19 protein-coding genes and 1 tRNA gene are annotated in these 20,080 nt (G+C 65.1%); 17 read left to right on the top strand and 3 right to left on the bottom strand.

The window, feature by feature from the left end; all coding sequences use genetic code 11:
- The first annotated feature begins 91 nt into the window (after window positions 1-91).
- From GGR44_RS12880 to GGR44_RS12860, 5 genes are all read left to right on the top strand, one after another.
- A complete protein-coding gene (locus GGR44_RS12880; protein ID WP_425511323.1) occupies window positions 92-2,269 on the top strand; it encodes a prolyl oligopeptidase family serine peptidase in 2,178 nt (725 codons plus the stop codon).
- Window positions 2,270-2,359: 90 nt separating this feature from the next.
- Complete coding sequence (locus GGR44_RS12875) at window positions 2,360-2,911, top strand: hypothetical protein (protein WP_246344641.1); 552 nt, start codon at window positions 2,360-2,362, stop codon at window positions 2,909-2,911.
- A gap of 27 nt (window positions 2,912-2,938) precedes the next feature.
- The gene (locus tag GGR44_RS12870) at window positions 2,939-4,201 is read left to right on the top strand and encodes a sulfotransferase domain-containing protein (RefSeq protein ID WP_183955996.1); all 1,263 of its coding nucleotides are present in this window, start codon (window positions 2,939-2,941) and stop codon (window positions 4,199-4,201) included.
- A 99-nt stretch (window positions 4,202-4,300) separates the two neighbouring features.
- Window positions 4,301-5,872: a glutamine-hydrolyzing GMP synthase gene (gene guaA, locus GGR44_RS12865; RefSeq protein ID WP_183955995.1), complete on the top strand. Its 1,572-nt coding sequence runs from the start codon at window positions 4,301-4,303 to the stop codon at window positions 5,870-5,872.
- A gap of 186 nt (window positions 5,873-6,058) precedes the next feature.
- Complete coding sequence (locus GGR44_RS12860) at window positions 6,059-6,490, top strand: hypothetical protein (protein ID WP_183955994.1); 432 nt, start codon at window positions 6,059-6,061, stop codon at window positions 6,488-6,490.
- Here GGR44_RS12860 and GGR44_RS12855 read toward each other — a convergent pair.
- Window positions 6,491-6,578, bottom strand: a tRNA-Ser gene (locus GGR44_RS12855).
- A 130-nt stretch (window positions 6,579-6,708) separates the two neighbouring features.
- Between GGR44_RS12855 and GGR44_RS12850 the strand changes: the two genes are divergently transcribed.
- The 10 genes from GGR44_RS12850 (at window position 6,709) to GGR44_RS12805 (ending at window position 16,513) form a co-directional block, all read left to right on the top strand.
- On the top strand, window positions 6,709-7,761 hold the full coding sequence (locus GGR44_RS12850) for a lytic murein transglycosylase (RefSeq protein ID WP_183955993.1): 1,053 nt from the start codon (window positions 6,709-6,711) through the stop codon (window positions 7,759-7,761).
- On the top strand, window positions 7,745-8,596 hold the full coding sequence (locus tag GGR44_RS12845; protein ID WP_183955992.1) for a septal ring lytic transglycosylase RlpA family protein: 852 nt from the start codon (window positions 7,745-7,747) through the stop codon (window positions 8,594-8,596). The genes GGR44_RS12850 and GGR44_RS12845 overlap by 17 nt, the downstream gene beginning before the upstream one ends.
- Before the next feature lie 46 nt (window positions 8,597-8,642).
- The gene (locus tag GGR44_RS12840; protein WP_183955991.1) at window positions 8,643-9,806 is read left to right on the top strand and encodes a D-alanyl-D-alanine carboxypeptidase family protein; all 1,164 of its coding nucleotides are present in this window, start codon (window positions 8,643-8,645) and stop codon (window positions 9,804-9,806) included.
- The gene (gene tmk, locus GGR44_RS12835; protein ID WP_183955990.1) at window positions 9,803-10,429 is read left to right on the top strand and encodes a dTMP kinase; all 627 of its coding nucleotides are present in this window, start codon (window positions 9,803-9,805) and stop codon (window positions 10,427-10,429) included. The genes GGR44_RS12840 and tmk overlap by 4 nt, the downstream gene beginning before the upstream one ends.
- Window positions 10,426-11,409, top strand: coding sequence for a DNA polymerase III subunit delta' (locus GGR44_RS12830; protein WP_183955989.1), 984 nt, complete (start codon window positions 10,426-10,428; stop codon window positions 11,407-11,409). The genes tmk and GGR44_RS12830 overlap by 4 nt, the downstream gene beginning before the upstream one ends.
- An 81-nt stretch (window positions 11,410-11,490) precedes the next feature.
- Window positions 11,491-13,059 (top strand): methionine--tRNA ligase, encoded by a 1,569-nt coding sequence (gene metG, locus GGR44_RS12825; protein WP_183955988.1) that lies wholly within the window; start codon window positions 11,491-11,493, stop codon window positions 13,057-13,059.
- Window positions 13,060-13,063: 4 nt separating this feature from the next.
- A complete protein-coding gene (locus GGR44_RS12820; protein WP_183955987.1) occupies window positions 13,064-13,837 on the top strand; it encodes a TatD family hydrolase in 774 nt (257 codons plus the stop codon).
- Complete coding sequence (locus tag GGR44_RS12815; RefSeq protein ID WP_183955986.1) at window positions 13,834-14,625, top strand: MBL fold metallo-hydrolase; 792 nt, start codon at window positions 13,834-13,836, stop codon at window positions 14,623-14,625. Before GGR44_RS12820 ends, GGR44_RS12815 begins: the two co-directional genes overlap by 4 nt.
- On the top strand, window positions 14,625-15,230 hold the full coding sequence (locus tag GGR44_RS12810; RefSeq protein ID WP_183955985.1) for a retropepsin-like aspartic protease family protein: 606 nt from the start codon (window positions 14,625-14,627) through the stop codon (window positions 15,228-15,230). Before GGR44_RS12815 ends, GGR44_RS12810 begins: the two co-directional genes overlap by 1 nt.
- Window positions 15,227-16,513, top strand: coding sequence for an MFS transporter (locus tag GGR44_RS12805; RefSeq protein ID WP_183955984.1), 1,287 nt, complete (start codon window positions 15,227-15,229; stop codon window positions 16,511-16,513). Before GGR44_RS12810 ends, GGR44_RS12805 begins: the two co-directional genes overlap by 4 nt.
- Before the next feature lie 30 nt (window positions 16,514-16,543).
- Here GGR44_RS12805 and GGR44_RS12800 read toward each other — a convergent pair whose 3' ends face one another.
- Both GGR44_RS12800 and GGR44_RS12795 read right to left on the bottom strand, forming a co-directional pair.
- On the bottom strand, window positions 16,544-17,728 hold the full coding sequence (locus tag GGR44_RS12800; protein WP_183955983.1) for an acetyl-CoA C-acyltransferase: 1,185 nt from the start codon (window positions 17,726-17,728) through the stop codon (window positions 16,544-16,546).
- An 86-nt stretch (window positions 17,729-17,814) separates the two neighbouring features.
- Entirely contained in the window at window positions 17,815-18,420 is a 606-nt protein-coding gene (locus tag GGR44_RS12795; protein ID WP_183955982.1) for a TlpA family protein disulfide reductase, read from the bottom strand.
- Window positions 18,421-18,448: 28 nt separating this feature from the next.
- On the opposite strand from GGR44_RS12795, the gene argH reads away from it, so the two are divergent.
- Entirely contained in the window at window positions 18,449-19,822 is a 1,374-nt protein-coding gene (gene argH / locus GGR44_RS12790; RefSeq protein WP_183955981.1) for an argininosuccinate lyase, read from the top strand.
- Window positions 19,819-20,064, top strand: coding sequence for a hypothetical protein (locus tag GGR44_RS12785; protein ID WP_425511322.1), 246 nt, complete (start codon window positions 19,819-19,821; stop codon window positions 20,062-20,064). The genes argH and GGR44_RS12785 overlap by 4 nt, the downstream gene beginning before the upstream one ends.
- Window positions 20,065-20,080: the final 16 nt, after the last annotated feature.

The raw sequence follows: 20,080 nt of genomic DNA, 5'->3' as shown, positions 1-20,080 counted from the left end.
GTCTGAATTGATGGAGCAGCAAAGGTCAGAGGTTCACAATCAGGCCGCAGCCCCCTAGGCTGCGGCCTGATCTGTTTTGACGAGGATGCCGATGTCCCCCCATCATTATCTGGCGCTGCCCTTGCTGGCGGCGCTTTCCTCCGCGCCCGCGCTGGCCAATCCCGATGCCGCCGTCGCGCAGCACAGTGCGCAGCAGGCGATCCGCTATCCACAGACGCAGCGCGGCGATGTGGTGGAGGACCAATTCGGCGTAAAGGTTGCCGACCCCTATCGCTGGCTGGAAAATGACGTGCGCGCCGATCAGGCCGTGCATGATTGGGTCAGCGCCCAAAATGAGGTGACACGGGCTTATCTGGCGACGGTGCCGGGCCGCGATGCGCTCAAGAAGCGGATGCAGGCGTTATATGATTATGGCCGATACGGCCTGCCGCGCAAGGCGGGCAGCCGCTATTTTTACAGCTATAACAGTGGTTTGCAAAACCAGAGCCCGCTGTTCATGCGCGAAGGCCTGACGGGCGAGCAGAAGATGCTGGTCGATCCGAACGGCTGGGCAAAGGATGGCGCGACGGCGCTGGCCGAATGGAAGCCTGCGCCGACCGGCAAATATCTGCTTTATGCCGTGCAGGACGGCGGCACCGACTGGCGCACGCTCCATATATTGGATGTGGACAGCGGCAAGTTGCTGGACGAGCGGATCGAGTGGGTCAAATTTTCCGAACTGGCCTGGGACGGGAAGGGCGAGGGCTTTTTCTATTCCCGCTTTGCCGCCCCGGCGGAGGGACAGGCGTTTCAGAGCCTGAACGAGAACCAGCAGGTCTATTATCACCGCCTCGGCACCCCCCAGTCCGAAGATCGGTTGATCTATGCCACGCCCGACCGGCCGAAGCTCGGCCACAGCGCGGAGGTGGGCGACGACGGCCAGTGGCTGCTCATCACATCGTCGCAGGGCACCGATGCCCGTTATGAACTGCACGTCGCCCGGCTGGATGGCGGCCCGATCAAGCCGCGAACCCTGGTCAAGGGGCTGAAAAATGACTGGCGGATGATCGGCAATCAGGGGGCGACGCTCTATTTCATTACGGACAGGGGCGCGCCGCGCCTGCGCGTCGTCACGCTGGACGCCCTGCATCCCCGCGCTCGCCCGAAACAGGTCGTGCAGGAACGGGTCGATACGCTGGCGGGCGGGTCGATGGTCGGGCAGCGGCTGATCCTGGCCTATATGTCCGATGCGGCGACCCTGGCTGAACTGGTCGAACTGGATGGCCGCAAAGTTGGCGACGTGCCGCTGCCCGGCGTCGGATCGGCGGCGGGCTTTGGCGGCAAGAGCGGCGATCCTGAAACCTTCTTCAATTTTTCAAGCTTCACGACGCCCTCGACCATCTATCGCTTCGACACGGCGACAGGGGAGACAAGCCTGTTCGCGCAGCCCAAGCTGGCCTTCAACCCCGATGATTTCGTGACCGAACAGCTTTTCTATCCGTCGAAGGACGGAACGAAAATCCCCATGTTCGTGGTGCGCAAGAAGGCGCTGGCCGACGCGAAGCGGGCGGCGCCGACCATCCTTTACGGCTATGGCGGCTTCAACATCTCGGTCACGCCCAGCTTTTCGCCAACCCGGCTCGCCTGGCTGGAACAGGGCGGCGTCTATGCCATCGCCAATTTGCGCGGCGGCGGCGAATATGGGAAGGCCTGGCATGATGCCGGGCGGCTCGCCAACAAGCAGAATGTGTTCGACGATTTCATCGCTGCGGGCGAATATCTGAAGGCCAATGGTTACACCACCGCCGACGGGCTGGCGGTGGAGGGGCGTTCCAATGGCGGGCTTCTGGTCGGCGCGGTGGTCAACCAGCGGCCCGACCTGTTCGCCGCCGCGCTGCCGGGCGTAGGGGTGATGGACATGCTGCGCTTCGACCGGTTCACCGCCGGGCGCTACTGGACCGACGATTATGGATCGCCGGGCAAGGAAGAGGATTTCCACCGCCTGCTGTCTTATTCGCCCTATCATAATATTGCGTCGGGCCGCGATTATCCCGCGATCATGGTGACGACGGCGGACACTGACGACCGTGTCGTTCCGGGCCACAGCTTCAAATATGCCGCCGCGTTGCAGGCTGCCGATCTCGGGTCGAAACCGCACCTCATTCGTATCGAAACGCGCGCAGGCCATGGATCGGGCAAGCCCACCGACAAGCTGATCGAGGAATTTGCCGACAGCTATGCCTTTGTCGCGCGGTTCACCGGGTTGAAGATCGGGGAGTCCACGCCCTAAACGGAGCGTATCGTTCAGCATCGTGACAGCCGGTCGCGTTTAGGTAACGGTCTATCGCGACGGGACAGGACATGAACGATGGCTGGAAAGATGGCACAGATGACGGGCGGCATCATGGTCGCAGCGATGCTGGCGGGCAGCATCACCCCCGCGCAGGCGCGTCCGCGCCATTATGATCGTCACCACCATCGGCATGATGATTTCGGTCTGGGCGATGCGATCGGCATTGCGGCGCTGCTGGGGGCGGTCGCCATTGTGGCGTCGTCAGCGTCGAAGGACCGTCGGGCTGCACATGACGATGCGCTCGACGGGCAGCCCCCGCCGTCAGACGACCGTCCGGACGGCGTGGACGCCCTGCCGCACGACGATGGCGCGGCGCCGACTGCCGGCGACGCCCTGGAGGAGGCCGCCAACGCCTGCGCCCTGGCCGCGCGGGACGAGGCGTCGGCCAATGGCGGCTATGCCGAGGTCCGGTCCATGGACGAGCCCCAGCCGATTGACGGCGGTTTCAATATCGACGGCAAAGTCGAGAGCAGGGCGTCATGGAATGCGGCCAGCGGCGCGCTACGTCGCTTCACCTGCACCGTCAGGGACGGTCGCGTCGCGCAAGTCTATCTGAGCCGGGATGTGGTCGCGCGCTAGTCCGTTCGATTGCGCCGACAATGGCCGTTGACCGGTGGACGCCATAGTCTTGTTCTGCCAAGGAAGATCAGCAGCGCTTCCCTGAAACAGCAAGGCGATATCGATGTGACCAACGCAGTGGGATCGGTTTTCTTCTTTCACATTCCCAAGACGGCAGGCACATCTGTTCATCGACTGATCGAGGATAATATCAGCCTCGCCGATACGCTGGCGGCCTGGCAGGCGCAGCAATATTGGGCGGAAGTGCGGCGCCCTCATCCGGACAGTGCGAAACTGGCCTTTATCGGCGGCCATATCCCGCTGGCGATGGCCGATTTTCTGGGAAAGCCGACGCGGATCATCACCTTCCTGCGCGATCCGCTCAAACTGGCGGTCAGCGCCTTTCACTATGCCGTCAAATTGGGGGCAGTGCGGCCCGAGGTGTCTTTCGATGATTTCATGCAAACGGATCACGCCTATTACCTCTCCAACTATCAAAGTCGGTGGCTGGCGCAGCAGGACGTGCCCGACCTGAAGTTTTTGAGAGAGCCCGCCCGGCCGATTTCCTTCGATGCGCTGAAGGAGATGATTGATAGTAAGGCTGAAGATAACAACATCCTGTCGTGCGCATTGGCGAATCTTGATCGTATGGATTTCGTCGGCATCGTTGAGCAGATGGATGAATCGGTCGAGCGCCTTTGTAATCGTTTCGGATGGAATATTCCCATCGCGACCCCGCGCGACAACGTAGGCCGATACAAGGAGCGTCTGCGGCCTGAAACCGCCGCCCGCTTGGCCATGATGACACGGATCGACCGGATCATATATGTCCATGCGTCGCAACGGTTGGGGAAATATGCGCCGGCCGAGCGGCTTCCGCCGGTCGCCAATCATTATTTCGCCGATTTCAGTGAGCAGACCCGCCATTCCGGCTGGAATATGCGTCAACACGTGCTGACCTGGGGCGGCATGCGCTGGACAACCGACCGGGCGGAATTGACCATGGATTGCCGGATGGTTGAAGGCACGGCATATCGCTTGGCCGTGCGCATTCTCAACAGTATCGATAATCACCGCATGCATGAAGTGCAAGCATGGCTGGGCCCCGAAAAACTTGATCTGGAATATCTGCGCGACGGCGGCGGCTGGCGTTTGGTGGCGGAAATTCCTCCGCTTGCACAAACGGCAGAACGCCCGGTTCTGCGTCTGGATGTTCCTTTTGCGCAACGTCTGTCAGAACGGAACAGCCACAATAAGGATACGCGCCTTATCGGTTTGGGGGTCAAATGGGTCTATCTCGGCCCGGCCTGACGCATCCGTGCTGGCGCGGGGCCGCCTTGCTGGACATTCGGGGCCGGGGCGATTAACCGCCCTTCACCCCCTTTTCCCCGCTCCAGCAAAGGCGATTCGATGACGCTGCCCCTTCAGGATTCCATCCTTATCGTGGATTTCGGCAGCCAGGTGACGCAGCTCATCGCCCGCCGTGTCCGCGAAGCCGGCGTCTATTCGGAAATCGCCCCCTTCACCCAGGCCGAAGCCGCCTTTCAGCGCATGAAGCCCAAGGGCGTCATCCTTTCCGGCTCACCCGCAGGCGTGCCGGAAGAGGGCAGCCCGCGCGCCCCCCAGATGCTGTTCGATGCAGGCGTGCCGATCCTGGGCATCTGCTACGGCCAGCAGGTGATGAGCCACCAACTGGGCGGCGAAGTCCGCCCCGGCCATGAAACGGGTGAAGGCGGCGAATTTGGCCGCGCTTTCCTGACCGTCACCGAACCCTGCGCGTTGTTCGACGGGCTGTGGGGCGTGGGCGAGCGGCATCAGGTGTGGATGAGCCATGGCGACAAGGTCACCAAATTCGCGCCGGGCTTCAGGATCGTCGCCGTGTCGGACGGCGCCCCCTTTGCCGTCATCGCTGACGAAGACCGCAAATTCTATGGCACGCAATTCCACCCGGAGGTGGCCCATACGCCCGATGGCGGCAAGCTGATCGCCAATTTCGTGCGCCATGTCTGCGGTTGCCCCGGCGACTGGACGATGGCCGAGTTCCGACAGGTGAAGATCGCCGAAATTCGCGAGCAGGTGGGCGAGGGCAGGGTCATCTGCGGCCTGTCGGGCGGCGTCGACAGCGCGGTGGCCGCGGTCCTCATCCACGAAGCGATCGGCGACCAGTTGACGTGCGTGTTCGTCGATCATGGCCTGATGCGGCTGGGCGAGGCCGAACAGGTCGTCAGCCTGTTCCGCGAACATTATGGCATCAAACTGGTGCATGTGAATGCGGAGGAGCGTTTCCTCGGCGGTCTCGCCGGCCTCACCGACCCGGAAAAGAAGCGCAAGTTCATCGGCGGCGAATTCATCGCCCTGTTCGAGGAAGAAGCCGCGAAGATCGGCGGCGCCGATTTCCTGGCGCAGGGCACGCTCTATCCCGACGTGATTGAGAGCGTCAGCTTCACCGGCGGCCCCAGCGTGACGATCAAGTCGCACCATAATGTCGGCGGCCTGCCCGAACGCATGAACATGAAGCTGGTCGAACCCTTGCGCGAGCTGTTCAAGGACGAAGTGCGCGTGCTGGGCCGGGAACTGGGCCTGCCCGAAATCTTCGTGGGTCGCCATCCCTTCCCCGGCCCTGGCCTCGCCATCCGCATCCCCGGCGAAGTGACCAAGGAGCGCTGCGACATATTGCGCAAGGCCGACGCGGTCTATCTGGAGGAAATCCGGTCGGCAGGGCTGTATGACGCGATCTGGCAGGCCTTCGCCGTGCTGTTGCCGGTGCGGACCGTGGGCGTAATGGGCGATTATCGCACCTATGACAGCGTCTGCGCGCTGCGCGCCGTGACCTCCACCGACGGCATGACCGCCGACATCTACCCCTTCGACGCCGCTTTCCTGAGCCGCGTCGCCACCCGCATCATCAACGAGGTGAAGGGCATCAACCGCGTGGTCTACGACTACACGTCCAAGCCGCCCGGCACGATCGAATGGGAATAGGCCGGTCGCGCTGACGCGGCTCCATCGCCCGTCGCGCCGGGAATGAGAGCTATCGCTGCCTTCCCTTGGCATGATCGGGGCCGGGGGCGGACCAATAGTGTGCTCTCTCGTCTGACGCCGCCGAGCATTCTACGCATCCGCGCGTAATATGCTGTTCCAGGGCCCAATCAGGCGATACGATCCGTTATGCTCGCCACTCTCATTTCTGCGCTCGCCGCAATCGTAGCCTCCGCTGGCGCGATCTATGTCACCAAGCAGAAGGAGAGGGAAGCGATCTGGCGGGCAAAGAAACTATCCTATTATGAGGAGTTTTTCGCCGCAGTAAGCGGCATCGTGGGAAAGACGCCTCCGCCCGATACCCAGATCAGATTTGCTAATGCCGTAAACAACCTACATCTCATTGGTTCGGCTGGCGTTATCAAGGCGCTGCATGATTATTGTGATGAAGTGGCTTTCTCGAATGAGAAAAAGTCGCAAGGCAAACACGACGACCTTTGGTCGCGACTTGTGTGGGAGATTAGGGACGACCTAGATGATCCTCCGAGCAAAGATCCTGCGGCATTTACTGCGCGGCTTTGGGCATCAGGCGTTGGAACCAACGTGCTGCCGCTGAAGTAATGGCGGAAGGGGTGGGATTCGAACCCACGGATACTTGCGCATCGGCGGTTTTCAAGACCGCTGCAATCGACCACTCTGCCACCCTTCCATCGCGGCGCCGCTGGTCAGCCCTCCCTAACGCCCGCGCGCGCGCTGCCAAGTCCTAAAATCGGGTCGGGCGGGGGACAGGTGCGATAAGGGGCTTTTGTCGCGCCCGCCCTCTGTGTCACAAAGGGCGTATGGCATTTCGTTCGTTGCGATCCATCTTGCTGGCCGGGCTGCTGCTGACCGCCGCCTTTTCGGTCGCGCCCGCGCCGGTTTCACAGGCGCAGGCGCCCGTCGATGAGGGCTTCCGCGCCTATCTGGAGAGCCTGCGGCCCAGGGCGCGGGCGATGGGGATCAGCGATTCGACGCTCGACGCGCTTTATCCCACGCTGACGCCCAATCCCCGCGTCATCCAACTCGACCAGAATCAGCCCGGCGGCGGCGCCTATTCGCCGATTCCCGCTTTCGAGCCCTATCGCCGCCAGCATGTCGACGCGGCGCGGATCAGCGGGGGCCGGGCCGCCTATGCCGCCAATCGCGCGCGGCTGGCGCGGATCGAGGCGGAGACGGGCGTGCCAAAGGAAATCATGGTCGCCATTTTCGGGCATGAAACCAATTATGGTTCCTATACCGGTGATTTCGACCTGATCCGCAGTCTGGCGACGCTGGCGTGGGAAGGGCGGCGGCGGACGCTGTTCGAACCGGAATTGCTGGCCACGATCAAGATGCTGGACAGCGGCGTGCCGCGCAGCCGGTTGGTGGGAAGCTGGGCGGGGGCGACGGGTTATCCGCAATTCCTGCCGTCCGTCTATCTGCGGCTGGCGCGCGATGGCGATGGCGACGGGCGAGCCGACATCTGGACCAGCCAGGCCGATGCGCTGGCCTCCATCGCCAATTATTTCGTCGATGCCGGATGGCGGCGCGGCGAGCCATGGGGCCTCGCCGTGTCGGTTCCCGCCGGGCTGGACCGCGACGCGGTGAAGGCGAAAACCACCCCCGCCCGCTGCCCGCGCGTTTTCAACCGCCACAGCCGCTGGCTGACCATGGCGGAATGGCGGCGGCTGGGCATCGTGCCGCAGTCGGGCATGTGGCCCGCCGACACCATCATGGCGACGCTGCTGGAACCGGACGGGCCGGGCAAGACCGCTTACCTTCTGACCGGCAATTATCGCGCGATCCTCGATTATAACTGCTCCAATTTCTATGCGCTGTCGGTGGGATTGCTGGCCGATGCGGTGCGGCAATAGGCTGGTCGGCGCGGCGGCGGCGGCCGCGCTGCTGGCGTCATGCGGGGGATCGGACGGCGGGCGGCGGCCCGGCGGGGACAGGCCTGCGGCGCGCGCCGTGTCCGACCTGCCGGTCAAGATCGGCCCGCCCTATCGGGTGCGCGGCGTCACCTATACCCCGGCTGACGACCATGATTATGACGCGGTGGGGCTGGCGAGCTGGTATGGGCATGAACTGCGCGGCAGCATGACGGCAAGAGGCGAGCCGTTTCTGCCTGAAGGCATTACGGCGGCTCATCGCACATTGCCGCTGCCCAGCTATGTCGAGGTGACGGCGCTGGATACGGGGCGGACGATTTTGGTGCGGATCAATGATCGCGGACCTTTCTCCGGCGATCGGATCATCGACCTGTCGGCGGGGGCGGCGCGGCTGCTGGGCGTCATGGGGCGGGGGAGCAGCGCGGTGCGGGTGCGCCGGGTGGAGCCGCCCGAAAGCGACCGGGCGCGGTTGCGCGCCCATCTGCCCGCGAGCGAGCGCGCGCCGGCCAGCCATGGCGCGCTCGACGCGCTGCGGCGGCGCATGGGTGGCGGCTGGCAAGGCGGCGAGGCGTCGACGCACGATCCTGTATATGTGCCCGGCCGGGCGGGCTATGTTGTGCAGGTCGCCGCCTTTTCCTCTGCCGACCGCGCGCGCGACCTGGCCGGTCATGTCGGCGGGAATGTGGTGAAGGGCGATGGCGTGTGGCGGGTGCGGCTTGGCCCCTATGCCGACCTGTCCGCCGCGCGCGCGGGCGTCGACCGGGCCGCATCGAGGGGCTATGCCGACGCGCGGATCATGGCTAATGACGGGTCATAGACGGGCGCGACGCGCCGCCATCATCACTATCAGGGTTCATCCTTCCATGAAAAAAACCTTCGCCGCCGTCCTTCTTGCCGGATTGCTGGTGCAGCCCGTGTCGGCGGGCGCGCCGCCCTATACCAGCGAAGCGCCGATCGCGTTCATGAAGGATTTGTCGTCGGGCGCGATCCTGTATGACAAGGGCGGCGACACGCCGATGCCGCCCGCCTCCATGGCGAAGATGATGACCGCGCATGTCGCCTTCCGCCTGATCCAGCAGGGGCAGTTGAAGCTCGATACGAAATTCACGGTTCGCCCCGAAACCTGGGCGAAATGGCACGGGCCGCAGGCGGGATCGACCATGTTCCTGTCGGCTGGCGAGCAGGTTTCGGTCGAAAATCTGCTGCACGGCATCGTCACCCTGTCGGGCAATGACGCCTGCGTCGTTCTGGCCGAAGGGATTGCGGGCACGGAACAGGCGTTCGCGGGCCTGATGAACGAGGAAGCCAAGCGGCTGAAACTGGACAACAGCCATTTCGGCAACAGCAATGGCTGGCCCGATGAAGGCGTGACCTATGTGACGGCGCGCGACCTCGCTCGCCTTGCTGAAGCGACCGTCAACGAGACGCCCGACCTCTACAAGAAATTTTACGCCACGACCTCCTTCACCTGGGGCAAGACGATGGGCGGGTCGGACATCACCCAGGCGAACCGCAATCCCATTTTGGGCAAGATCGCGGGGGCCGACGGGTTGAAGACCGGTCACACGGAAGAAGCGGGCTATGGCTTCACCGGTTCGGCCGAACAGGACGGCCGCCGTCTGGTGATGGTGGTCGCTGGTCTCACCAGCTTCAACGGCCGCATTGCCGAATCGGTGCGCTTCATGGACTGGGGGTTCAAGGCTTGGAAGTCGCAGCCCCTGTTCAAGAAGGGCGCGGTGGTCGAAACCGCCGAGGTGCAACTGGGCAGCGCGTCGAGCGTGCCGCTGGTCGCGCCGCAGAACATGGCCGTCACCCTGCCGCGCACGGCATCGGCCAACATCACCGTCAAGGTCGCCTATACCGGCCCGATCAAGGCGCCCATCGCCAAGGGGCAGCAGATCGCCCAGCTCATCATCTCCACCCCCGACACCGCGCCGCAGGTGCTGCCGCTGGTCGCCGGTGAGGATGTGGCGGAAGCGGGCCTGTTCGGCCGCCTGTGGAACGGCCTCAAGTCCTTCTTCGTGTGACCGGGCGTTTCCTCTCTCTGGAAGGGGGCGAGGGGGCGGGCAAGTCCACCCAGATCCGCGCGCTGGCGGCGGCGTTGCGGGCGCGCGGGATCGCGGTGGTCGAAACCCGCGAACCGGGCGGCAGCGCCGGGGCGGAGGCGATCCGCCAGTTGCTGCTGACCGGCGAGGCCGACCGCTGGAGCGTGCGGGCCGAAGCCCTGCTGTTCGCGGCGGCGCGCGCCGACCATGTCGAAAAGACGATCCGGCCTGCGCTTTTGCGGGGAGCATGGGTACTGTCCGACCGTTTCCTTGATTCGAGCCGCGCCTATCAAAGCGGGGCGGGCGGGCTGAATGATGGCGACATCCTGGCGCTGCACCGCTTTGGCAGCGAAGGGCTGCTGCCCGACCGGACATTGGTGCTCACCCTGCCCGAAGCGGAGGCGCAGGCGCGCGCCCATGCCCGCGACGGCGGGGCGGGGGACCGTATCGGCGGGCGCGACCGGGCGTTTCACAACGCCGTCGCCCGCGCCTTTGCCGGTCACGCGGCGGCGGAACCCGCTCGCGTCCGCCTGATCGACGCATCGGGCGCGGCGGAGGATGTCACCGCGCGGCTGATGGACGCCATCGCGGACCTGCTGCCATGACCTTTCCCATCGGCCATGAGCGGCAGGCGCGCGCCATGCTGGAGCAGGCGCGGGCCGGGCGGCTGCATCATGGCTGGATCCTGGCCGGGCCGCTGGGCGTGGGGAAGGGCATGTTCGCCAGAGCCATGGCGCTGCGCCTGCTGGCGGAGGCGGCCGGGCCGCCGCCCGGCGACGACGGCCTGTCGGTGGCGGACGATCACCCCATCGCCCGGCTGATCGCGGCGGGCGCACATCCCGATTATGCGGACCTCATCTGCCTGACCAAGGATAATGGCGATCAGGCGCGCAATATCAGCGTTGACCAGATACGCGGGCTGTCGCGCCTGATTTCCACCGCGCCGTCGCTGTCGACCCGGCGGGTGGTGGTGATCGACAGCGCCGACGACATGGAAGCGCCCGCCGCCAACGCACTGCTCAAGACATTGGAGGAGCCGCCGACCGACATGGTTTTCCTGCTGGTGTCGCACGCCCCGGCGCGGCTCTTGCCGACCATCCGCTCGCGGTGCCGCCTGTTGCGGTTCGATGCGTTGGATGATGCGGCGATGCGCGCCGTGCTGGGCGCGCAGCAGCCCGACATCCAGGGGACGGAGCTCGACGCGCTGCTGCGCGCGGCGGAGGGATCGCCGGGGCGGGCCATGGCCTATGCCGGGCTGGACATCGCCGGGCTGGAATCCGCGCTGGAACGGATCGCGGCCCATGGCGACCCGGACAATAGCGAGCGGCTCGCGCTGGCAAAGCAATTGGGGACAAAACCCGCCCGCGCCCGGTATCAGGCCTTTCTGGAGCGCGCGCCAGCCTTCCTTGCGCGCGCGGCGCGGACACGGCGAGGGGCGTCGCTGGGCCGTGCGCTCGACCATTGGGACGAAGCGCGCAAGCTGGCGGCCGGGGCGGTCATATTGACGCTGGAGCCGCAGTCGGTGGTGTTCGAACTGGCGGGCCATGTCGCCGCACTGGCCCCCGCGCGCGGCGGCGGGCGATAAAGGCCGATATTTTTTCGTCAGCGGGGCTTTTCGGGCAAAAAGCCGTTCCTTCTTTTTCGCGCAGCTTTTAGGGAAGGCCCCATGTCCAAGCCCTATACCATCACCACCGCCATATCCTATCCCAATGGCCGCCCGCATATCGGCCATGCCTATGAGGTGATCGCCACCGACGCCATCGCCCGGTTCCAGCGGATGATGGGCCGCGATGTCTTCTTTCAGACCGGCACTGACGAACATGGGCTGAAAATGGCCCAGACGGCGCGGGCGCGCGGCATCGAACCGCGCGAACTGGCCGACGAGATGTCCGGCTATTTCCAGGATATGGATGACCGGCTCAACATCAGTTACGACCGGTTCATCCGCACCAGCGAGGCCGACCATCATCGCGCCAGCCAGGCGATCTGGCAGGCGATGGAGAAGAACGGCGACCTGTATCTGGGCCGCTATGAAGGCTGGTATTCGGTCCGCGACGAAGCCTTTTACGACGAAAAGGAAATCGTCGAGGGGGAAGGGGGCGCGAAGCTCTCGCCCCAGGGCACGCCGGTGGAATGGACCGTCGAGGAAAGCTGGTTCTTTCGCCTGTCCGCCTATCAGGACCGGCTGCTCGCCCTCTATGAAAGCCAGCCCGACTTCATCCGCCCGGAAAGCCGCCGCAACGAGATTTTGCGCTTTGTCGAAGGCGGCCTGTCGGACCTTAGCGTATCGCGCACCAGTTTCGACTGGGGGGTGAAGGTGCCGGGCGCGGACGGCCATGTCATGTATGTGTGGGTCGACGCGCTGACCAATTACATCACCGGCTGCGGCTATCCCGACGATGCCGAGCGCATGGCGCGCTATTGGGCGGACGGCGGCGAGATCATCCATATCATCGGCAAGGATATCGTGCGGTTCCACACCGTTTACTGGCCCGCCTTCCTGATAAGTGCGAAGCTGCCGCTGCCCCAACAGGTGTTCGGCCATGGCTTCCTGCTCAACCGGGGCGAGAAGATGTCGAAATCGCTGGGCAATGTCGCCGATCCGATGGAACTGGCCGAGCGTTTCGGCGTCGATCAGTTGCGCTATTTCCTGCTGTCGGAAGTCACCTTCGGCAATGACGGCAGCTATAGCGCGGAGGCGATCGTCGCGCGGTCGAACAGTGACCTCGGCAACGCCTTCGGCAATCTCGCCCAGCGCACCCTGAGCTTCATCGCCAAGAATCTGGAAGGGCGGCTGCCCGCCATCACCGGCCATGATGCAGCCGATGCGAAATTGTTCAGGCTGATCGACCGGGCCGTCCGCACGGACATGCCCGCCGCTTTCAACGACCTCGCGCCTTCGGTCGCCATCGACGCCTGGCTGCGCGCGGCCTTCGCCTGCAACGCCTATATCGACGCGCAGGCGCCCTGGGCGCTGCGCAAGACCGACCCGCAGCGGATGGAAACGGTGCTGGCGACGCTCTATATCGCCATCGCGCAACTGGCGGTCGCCATCCTGCCGGTCATCCCGGCCAGCGCCACCGCCTTGCTCGACCATATGGGCGTGCCCGCCGACAAGCGGACCTATGACGCGATTGGCGACCACTGGTATTCGGACCTCGCCGAAAGCGATTTTGTGCTGGCCGCGCCCAAGCCGCTGTTTCCCCGGCTTGAACTGCCGTCGGACGAGGCGTGAAGCGATGCTGATCGACAGCCATTGTCACTTGAATTACAAGGGGTTGATCGAGCATCAGGCCGATGTTCTCGCCCGCGCCCGCGCGCGCGGGGTGGAAACGATGCTGAACATCGCCACCCGCGAAAGCGAATGGGATGATGTCCTTGATACCGCCGTGCGCGAGCCCGATGTGTGGGCGACGGTCGGCATTCACCCACACGAGGCGGACGAGCACCCCCATATCGACACCGCCAAGCTGGTCGCGCGCGCCGCCCATCCGCGCGTCGTGGGCATCGGCGAAACCGGCCTCGACTATTATTACGATCATAGCGATCGCGCGCGGCAGCAGGCCAGTTTTCGCAGCCATATCGCGGCATCGCGCGACACCGGCCTGCCGCTGGTCGTCCACACCCGCGATGCGGAGGCGGACACGCTGGCGATCATGCGGGACGAGATGGGCAAGGGCGCCTATGGCGGCGTCATCCATTGCTTCACCGCCAGCGGCGCCTTTGCCGATGCGGCGATGGAGCTGGGCTTCTACATCAGCATTTCGGGGATCGTGACCTTTCGCAGCGCGAAGGATTTGCAGGCAACGGCCGCGCGCCTGCCGCTCGACCACCTGCTGATCGAGACGGATTCGCCTTTTCTCGCGCCGGTGCCGCACCGGGGTAAAAGCTGTGAACCGGCCTTCGTCGCGGACACGGCGAAGTTCCTGGCGGAGTTGCGCGGCGAAAGCGTCGAGACGCTGGCGGCGGCGACATCGGCCAATTTCCGCACCCTGTTCGCCAAGGCGGCATGAGCCTGAAGCTGACCCTGCTGGGCTGCGGCACATCGTCGGGCGTGCCGCGCATCGGCAATGACTGGGGCGATTGCGACCCCGCCGAACCAAAGAACCGGCGGACGCGCGTGTCGATCATCGTCGAAAGCCCGACCACGCGCATATTGGTCGATACCTCGCCCGACATGCGCGCCCAGTTGCTGGCCGCCGACATCATCGACATCGACGCGATCCTGTGGACGCATGACCATGCCGATCACAGCCATGGCCTGGACGATGTGCGGCAAATCTATCATCACCGCCGCAGCCCCGTGCCCGGCTATGCAAAGCGGCAGACCATGGCGCTGCTGCGTCGCCGCTTCGCCTATGCGTTTGAGGGCAGCAACGGCTATCACCCGACCATCCATGGCATGGACCTGCCCGACCGGCTGACCATCGGCGACATCTCGATCGCTTGCACCGACATGCCCCATGGCGAAATTTTCTCGACCGGCTTCCGCTTCAGCCATGGGGATAGGTCTATCGGTTACGCGACCGATTTCCATGAAGCGACGCCCGCCATGGACGCCCTGTTCGCCGGCGTCGATATATGGGTGGTCGATGCCCTGCGCGAACGGCCGCATCCCACCCATCCGCATTTGTCGCTGACGCTGGACGCCATCGCGCGTTGCCGCCCCGGCCGCGCCATATTGACCCATATGGACCAGAGCATGGACTATGCGACATTACGGGCGACATTGCCGCCGGGCGTCGAGCCCGGTTATGACGGCATGGTGATCGACCTGGCGCAAGGGACGCGAACCGACTGATGGACATGACCACCGACCAGATGATGCGGGGCGTTTATCTGCTCGTGCTGCTGGTGCTGGTCGGGTCCGCCCTGCTGGCGCGGCGGGTGCCGTGGCGCGGCGCGATGGGCATGGTGCTGGCCTGGGTCGCCATCTTCGCAGGCGTGCTCATCCTGTTCAGCTTCCGCAACGAACTGGGCTTTGTCGCCAATCGCGTGCGCAATGAAGTGGCGGGCAAGCCCGACCAGAAGGTCAGCGGCCAGTCGCTGCGGATCGCGCCGGGCGCGGACGGCCATTATTGGGTGGAGGCGCAGATCAACGGCACGACCGCCCGTTTCCTGATCGACAGCGGCGCGACCGTCACCGCCCTGTCGGAAGAAACGGCGATGGCGGCCGGCCTCAACATCGATCGTCTGGCTCCACCGATGATGATGAACACCGCCAACGGCACGATCACGGCGCAGCGGTCCAGCATCGCCATGCTGACATTGGGGCCGATCAGCGCCAGCGACCTGCCGGTCGCCGTTTCCGCCTCGTTCGGCGGGGTCAATGTGATTGGCATGAACCTGTTGTCGCGGCTTTCAAGCTGGCGGGTGGAAAATGGTGAGATGATCCTGACGCCATGACCAGCGCCCCCGATCAACGCGCGCGCCTGAAAGCCATTATCGGCGGTTCCACCGGCAATCTGGTGGAATGGTATGACTGGTATGCCTATGCGGCCTTCACCCTCTATTTCGCGCCCCATTTCTTCCCCAGCGGGGATCGCACGGCGCAATTGCTGGGCGCGGCCGGCGTGTTCGCCGTCGGTTTCCTGATGCGGCCGATCGGCGCATGGCTGATGGGCGTCTATGCCGACCGGCATGGGCGCAAGAGCGGGTTGACTTTGTCCGTGTCGCTGATGTGCGCGGGATCGCTGCTGATCGCGGTGACGCCGGGTTATGAGCTGATCGGCGTCGCCGCGCCCGCCCTGCTGGTGGTCGCGCGGTTGATGCAGGGGCTCTCCATCGGCGGCGAATATGGGGCGAGTGCGACCTATCTATCCGAAATGGCCGGGAAAAGCCGACGCGGTTTCTTCTCCAGCTTTCAATATGTCACGCTGATCGCCGGACAGCTTGTCGCCATCTGCGTGCTGCTGGTGCTGCAATCCCTGCTCAGCGAAGCGGCGCTCGACGCCTGGGGCTGGCGTATTCCCTTCGCCATCGGCGGGGCGCTGGCTATCATCGTCTTCTGGTTGCGGCGGGGCCTGTCCGAAACGCAGAGCTTTGCCGCGGCGAAGGCGGAGGGCGCACCGAAATCTGGCTTCTGGGAATTGGTGACGCGCCATCCGCGCGAAACGCTGACGGTGATGCTGCTGACCGCGGGGGGCACCATCGCCTTCTACGCCTATTCCATCTATATGCAGAAATTCCTGGTGAATACGAGTGGCCTCAGCCGCGAGGCGGCGTCGCAGATCAACGCCGTCACCCTGTTCGTCTTCATGCTGTTGCAGCCGGTGGCGGGCGCGTTGTCCGACCGGATCGGGCGCAAGCCGTTGATGATCGGCTTCGGCGTCCTGGGCGTGGCGTGCACCTATCCCATATTCGCGACACTGGCGGTCACGCGCGATCCGGTCATTGCCGGGCTGCTGGTGATGGCGGGGCTGGTGATCGTCACCGGCTATACGTCGATCAATGCGGTGGTGAAGGCGGAGCTGTTCCCCGCCCATATCCGCGCGCTGGGCGTCGCCTTGCCCTATGCGCTGGCCAACACGCTGTTCGGCGGCACGGCGGAACTGGTTGCCCTGTGGTTCAAGGATAGGGGGATGGAACAGGCCTTTTATGTCTATGTTACGGGCATGATCGCCATTTCCCTGATCGTCTATGCCCGGATGCGCGATACGCAGGCACACAGCCGCATATTGGAGGATTGATCGGGCGCGGGGCCTTCCCCGCGTACACGGTCAGTCCAGTTCGATCGCCATCGCCGTGGCTTCGCCGCCGCCGATGCACAGCGACGCGATCCCGCGCTTGAGGCCCCGGTTCTGGAGCGCGGCGATCAGCGTGGCGATGATGCGCGCGCCCGACGCGCCGATGGGATGGCCCAGCGCCGTCGCGCCGCCATTGACGTTCAGTTTCTCGTCGGGGATGCCAATATCGCGCGCGGCGATCATGGCGACCACGGCAAAGGCCTCGTTCACTTCGAACAGGTCGACTTCGTCGGCGTTCCAGCCTGCCTTTCCCAGCACCTTGCGGATGGCGGGCACCGGTGCAGTGGTAAATTTCGCGGGCTCATGGGCATGGGCGGCGCTGGCGCGCACCATGGCGAGAACCGGCATCCCCAACCTTGCCGCGACGCTGGCCCGCGTCATCACCAGCGCCGCCGCGCCGTCGGAGATGGACGATGCGTTGGCAGGGGTGATGGTGCCATCCTTGACGAAGGCGGGTTTGAGGTTGGGGATATTGTCCGGTTTCGCCTTGCCCGGCTGTTCGTCGGTGTCGACGACCACATCGCCGCCGCGCCGGGCGACCGTGACCGGCGTGATCTCGCCCGCAAAGGCGCCGCCGGCGATGGCGGCATTGGCCCGTTCGAGCGAACGGATGGCGAAGCGATCCTGATCCTCTCGCGTGAACTGATATTCGCGCACCGCTTCCTCGGCGAACACGCCCATCGCCTTGCCGGGTTCATAGGCGTCCTCCAACCCGTCCATCATCATCGTGTCGATGATGCGGTCATGGCCGATGCGCGCGCCGCCGCGATGCTTGGGCAGGGCATAAGGGGCGTTGGTCATGCTTTCCATGCCGCCGGCGACGACGATGTCGACCGCGCCCGACGCCAGCGCCTCCTGCGCCATGATCGCCGCCTGCATCCCCGATCCGCACATCTTGTTGACCGTGGTCGCCTCCACCGACATCGGCAGGCCCGCGAGCAAGGCGGCCTGACGCGCCGGCGCCTGGCCCAGCCCGGCGGGCAGGACGCAGCCCATATAGATGCGCTCTATCGCGTCGGCTGGGGCTTTGGCGCGCTCCACCGCCGCGCGCACGGCGGCGGCGCCCAGGTCGGTGGCCTTGATGTCGGCGAATACGCCCTGAAACCCGCCCATGGGCGTGCGTGCATAGCCGGCGATGACGACGGGATCATCCTGCATATTCTGCTCTCCTGCGGGCGCATGGCCGCGCTCACCCATGTTAGTGTCCCGGCCTGCAAAGGGCATATGGGGTTGATGCGGGCTGCCTACAACAATTCGGCGATCAAGGCCTGGGCTTCCTCGCCTTCCCAGTCCATCGCGCCGATCACCCGCGCGACCTCCTTGCCATCGCTGCCATAGAGCACGGTCGTGGGCAGCAGGCCGGTGGCGTAATGGAACCCGAACTCGTTTTCGGCGTCGGTCCAGGCTTCGAGATGAGGCAGTTTATGCTTGGCGAAAAAGGGTTCGACCAGCTTCGCGCCCTGGCTGTCCTGCGAAATGGTGAGGACGGCGAGGCCATCCTTTGCATGGCTTTCCGCCACCCGGTCGAGCGTCGGCATTTCCGCGATGCAGGGCGCGCACCATGTCGCCCACAGATTGACGAGCAGCGGGCGTCCGGCAAAATCCTGCAACGTCTTTTGCCCGCCCGGCCCGCTGAACGGGAAGTCGGGGGCAGGGGCGCCCGCCTTGCTGCGGTCGATTCGGTAGATTTCGTCGCCGTCGGCCGCTGCGTTGGCATTGCCGGTCGCCTCGCCGCCGGTCGCTTCGCCGCTGGCGGCCTGCGTCGCATTGGCTTGCCCCGAAGGCCCGGATTGCCTATCGCATCCGGCCAGTAGAGCCATCATCATCGCACCCGACAGGAGCAGTCTCATTTCGGATCGCACGCCAACCTCCAATAATATGTGGGGCGGCCGTTTCGCCGCTGGCCCCGCCGCGGTCATGCGCGAGATAAATGCCTCCATCCCGTTCGACAAGCGCCTGTGGAAACAGGACATAGCGGGATCGAAGGCGCATGTCGCCATGCTGGCCGCGCAGGGCATCGTCGATGGCGAGGACGCGCAGGCGATCACCACCGGCCTCAACGCCATTGCCGACGACTATGCGGCGAACGGCGTGCCGGTCGATCTGGACCTGGAAGACATCCACATGGTCACGGAGTCGCGCCTTGCCGAACTGATCGGCCCCACGGCTGGGCGGCTGCATACCGCGCGCAGCCGCAACGATCAGGTGGCGACCGATTTCCGCCTGTGGGTGCGCGACGCCATGGATGAAGTGGACGCGGGCCTGCTGGCGCTGCAACGCGCGCTGCTGGCGCGGGCGGAAGAGCATGTCGACGCGGTGATGCCCGGTTTCACCCATTTGCAGTCGGCGCAGCCGGTGACGCTGGGCCATCACCTGATGGCCTATTATGAGATGATCCGCCGCGACCGCAGCCGCTTTGCCGATGCGCGCGTCCGCATGAACGAATGCCCGCTGGGCGCCGCCGCGCTGGCCGGCACCGGCTTTCCGCTCGACCGGCACATGACGGCTGCCGCGCTGGGCTTTGACCGGCCAACCGACAACAGCCTGGACAGCGTGTCCGACCGCGATTTCGCGCTCGATTATCTGATGGCGGGCACGCAACTGGCGCTGCACCTGTCGCGACTGGCGGAAGAGTTCGTGATCTGGGCCAGCCAGCCCTTCGGCTTCGTCAAGCTGCCCGACGCCTATTCGACCGGCAGTTCGATCATGCCGCAGAAGCGCAACCCGGACGCCGCCGAACTGGTGCGCGGCCATGCCGGGCGCGTCATGGGCTGCATGACGGCGCTGTGCGTCACCATGAAAGGCCTGCCGCTCGCTTATTCCAAGGATATGCAGGACGACAAGCCGCCGGTGTTCGAGGCGCATGACATGCTCGGCCTGTCCATCGCGGCGATGACGGGAATGATCGAAACGGTGACGTTCCGCACGGACCGTATGCGGGCGCTGGCCGAAAGCGGTTTCGCCACCGCCACCGACCTTGCCGACTGGCTGGTGCGCGAGGGCGACATTCCCTTTCGCGAGGCGCACCATATCACCGGCCGGGCGGTGGCGACGGCGGAGGCGGCTGGCGTGCCGCTGGCCGACCTGCCGATCGAGACGCTCAAGGGCATCGACCCGCGCATCGACGAGCGTGTCTATGCGGTGCTGACCGTCGACGCATCGGTCGCCAGCCGGATGAGCCATGGCGGCACTGCGCCCGCGCAGGTGCGCGCCCGCATCGCGCAGGCGCGCGCCGCATTGGGAGACGCATGATGAAGCATCGCATGGCCGCGCTGGCGCTGATCGTTTTCCTGTCGGCCTGTGGCGGTCGCCAGCCGTTGAAACCCGTCGAGGGCCAGCGCCTGCCCGCCGTGCCGGTGGGGGCGGCGGCAGCGCCCACCGCCGCTGAGCTGACCGACCCGTCGAGCCAGGCGCGGCCCGAACGCAATGTGGAATTGCTGCGTCAGTCGGAAAAGCGGCGCGACGACCCCTTCGACCTGCCGCCGGAAGGCTGAGCGGCCGGCGAGCCTA

Origin of the sequence: Sphingobium fontiphilum (assembly GCF_014196635.1) — a bacterium.
GTDB lineage: Bacteria > Pseudomonadota > Alphaproteobacteria > Sphingomonadales > Sphingomonadaceae > Sphingobium > Sphingobium fontiphilum.
Note: the sequence above shows the minus strand (reverse complement) of the source record. Positions and strands in the feature narration are given on the sequence as shown.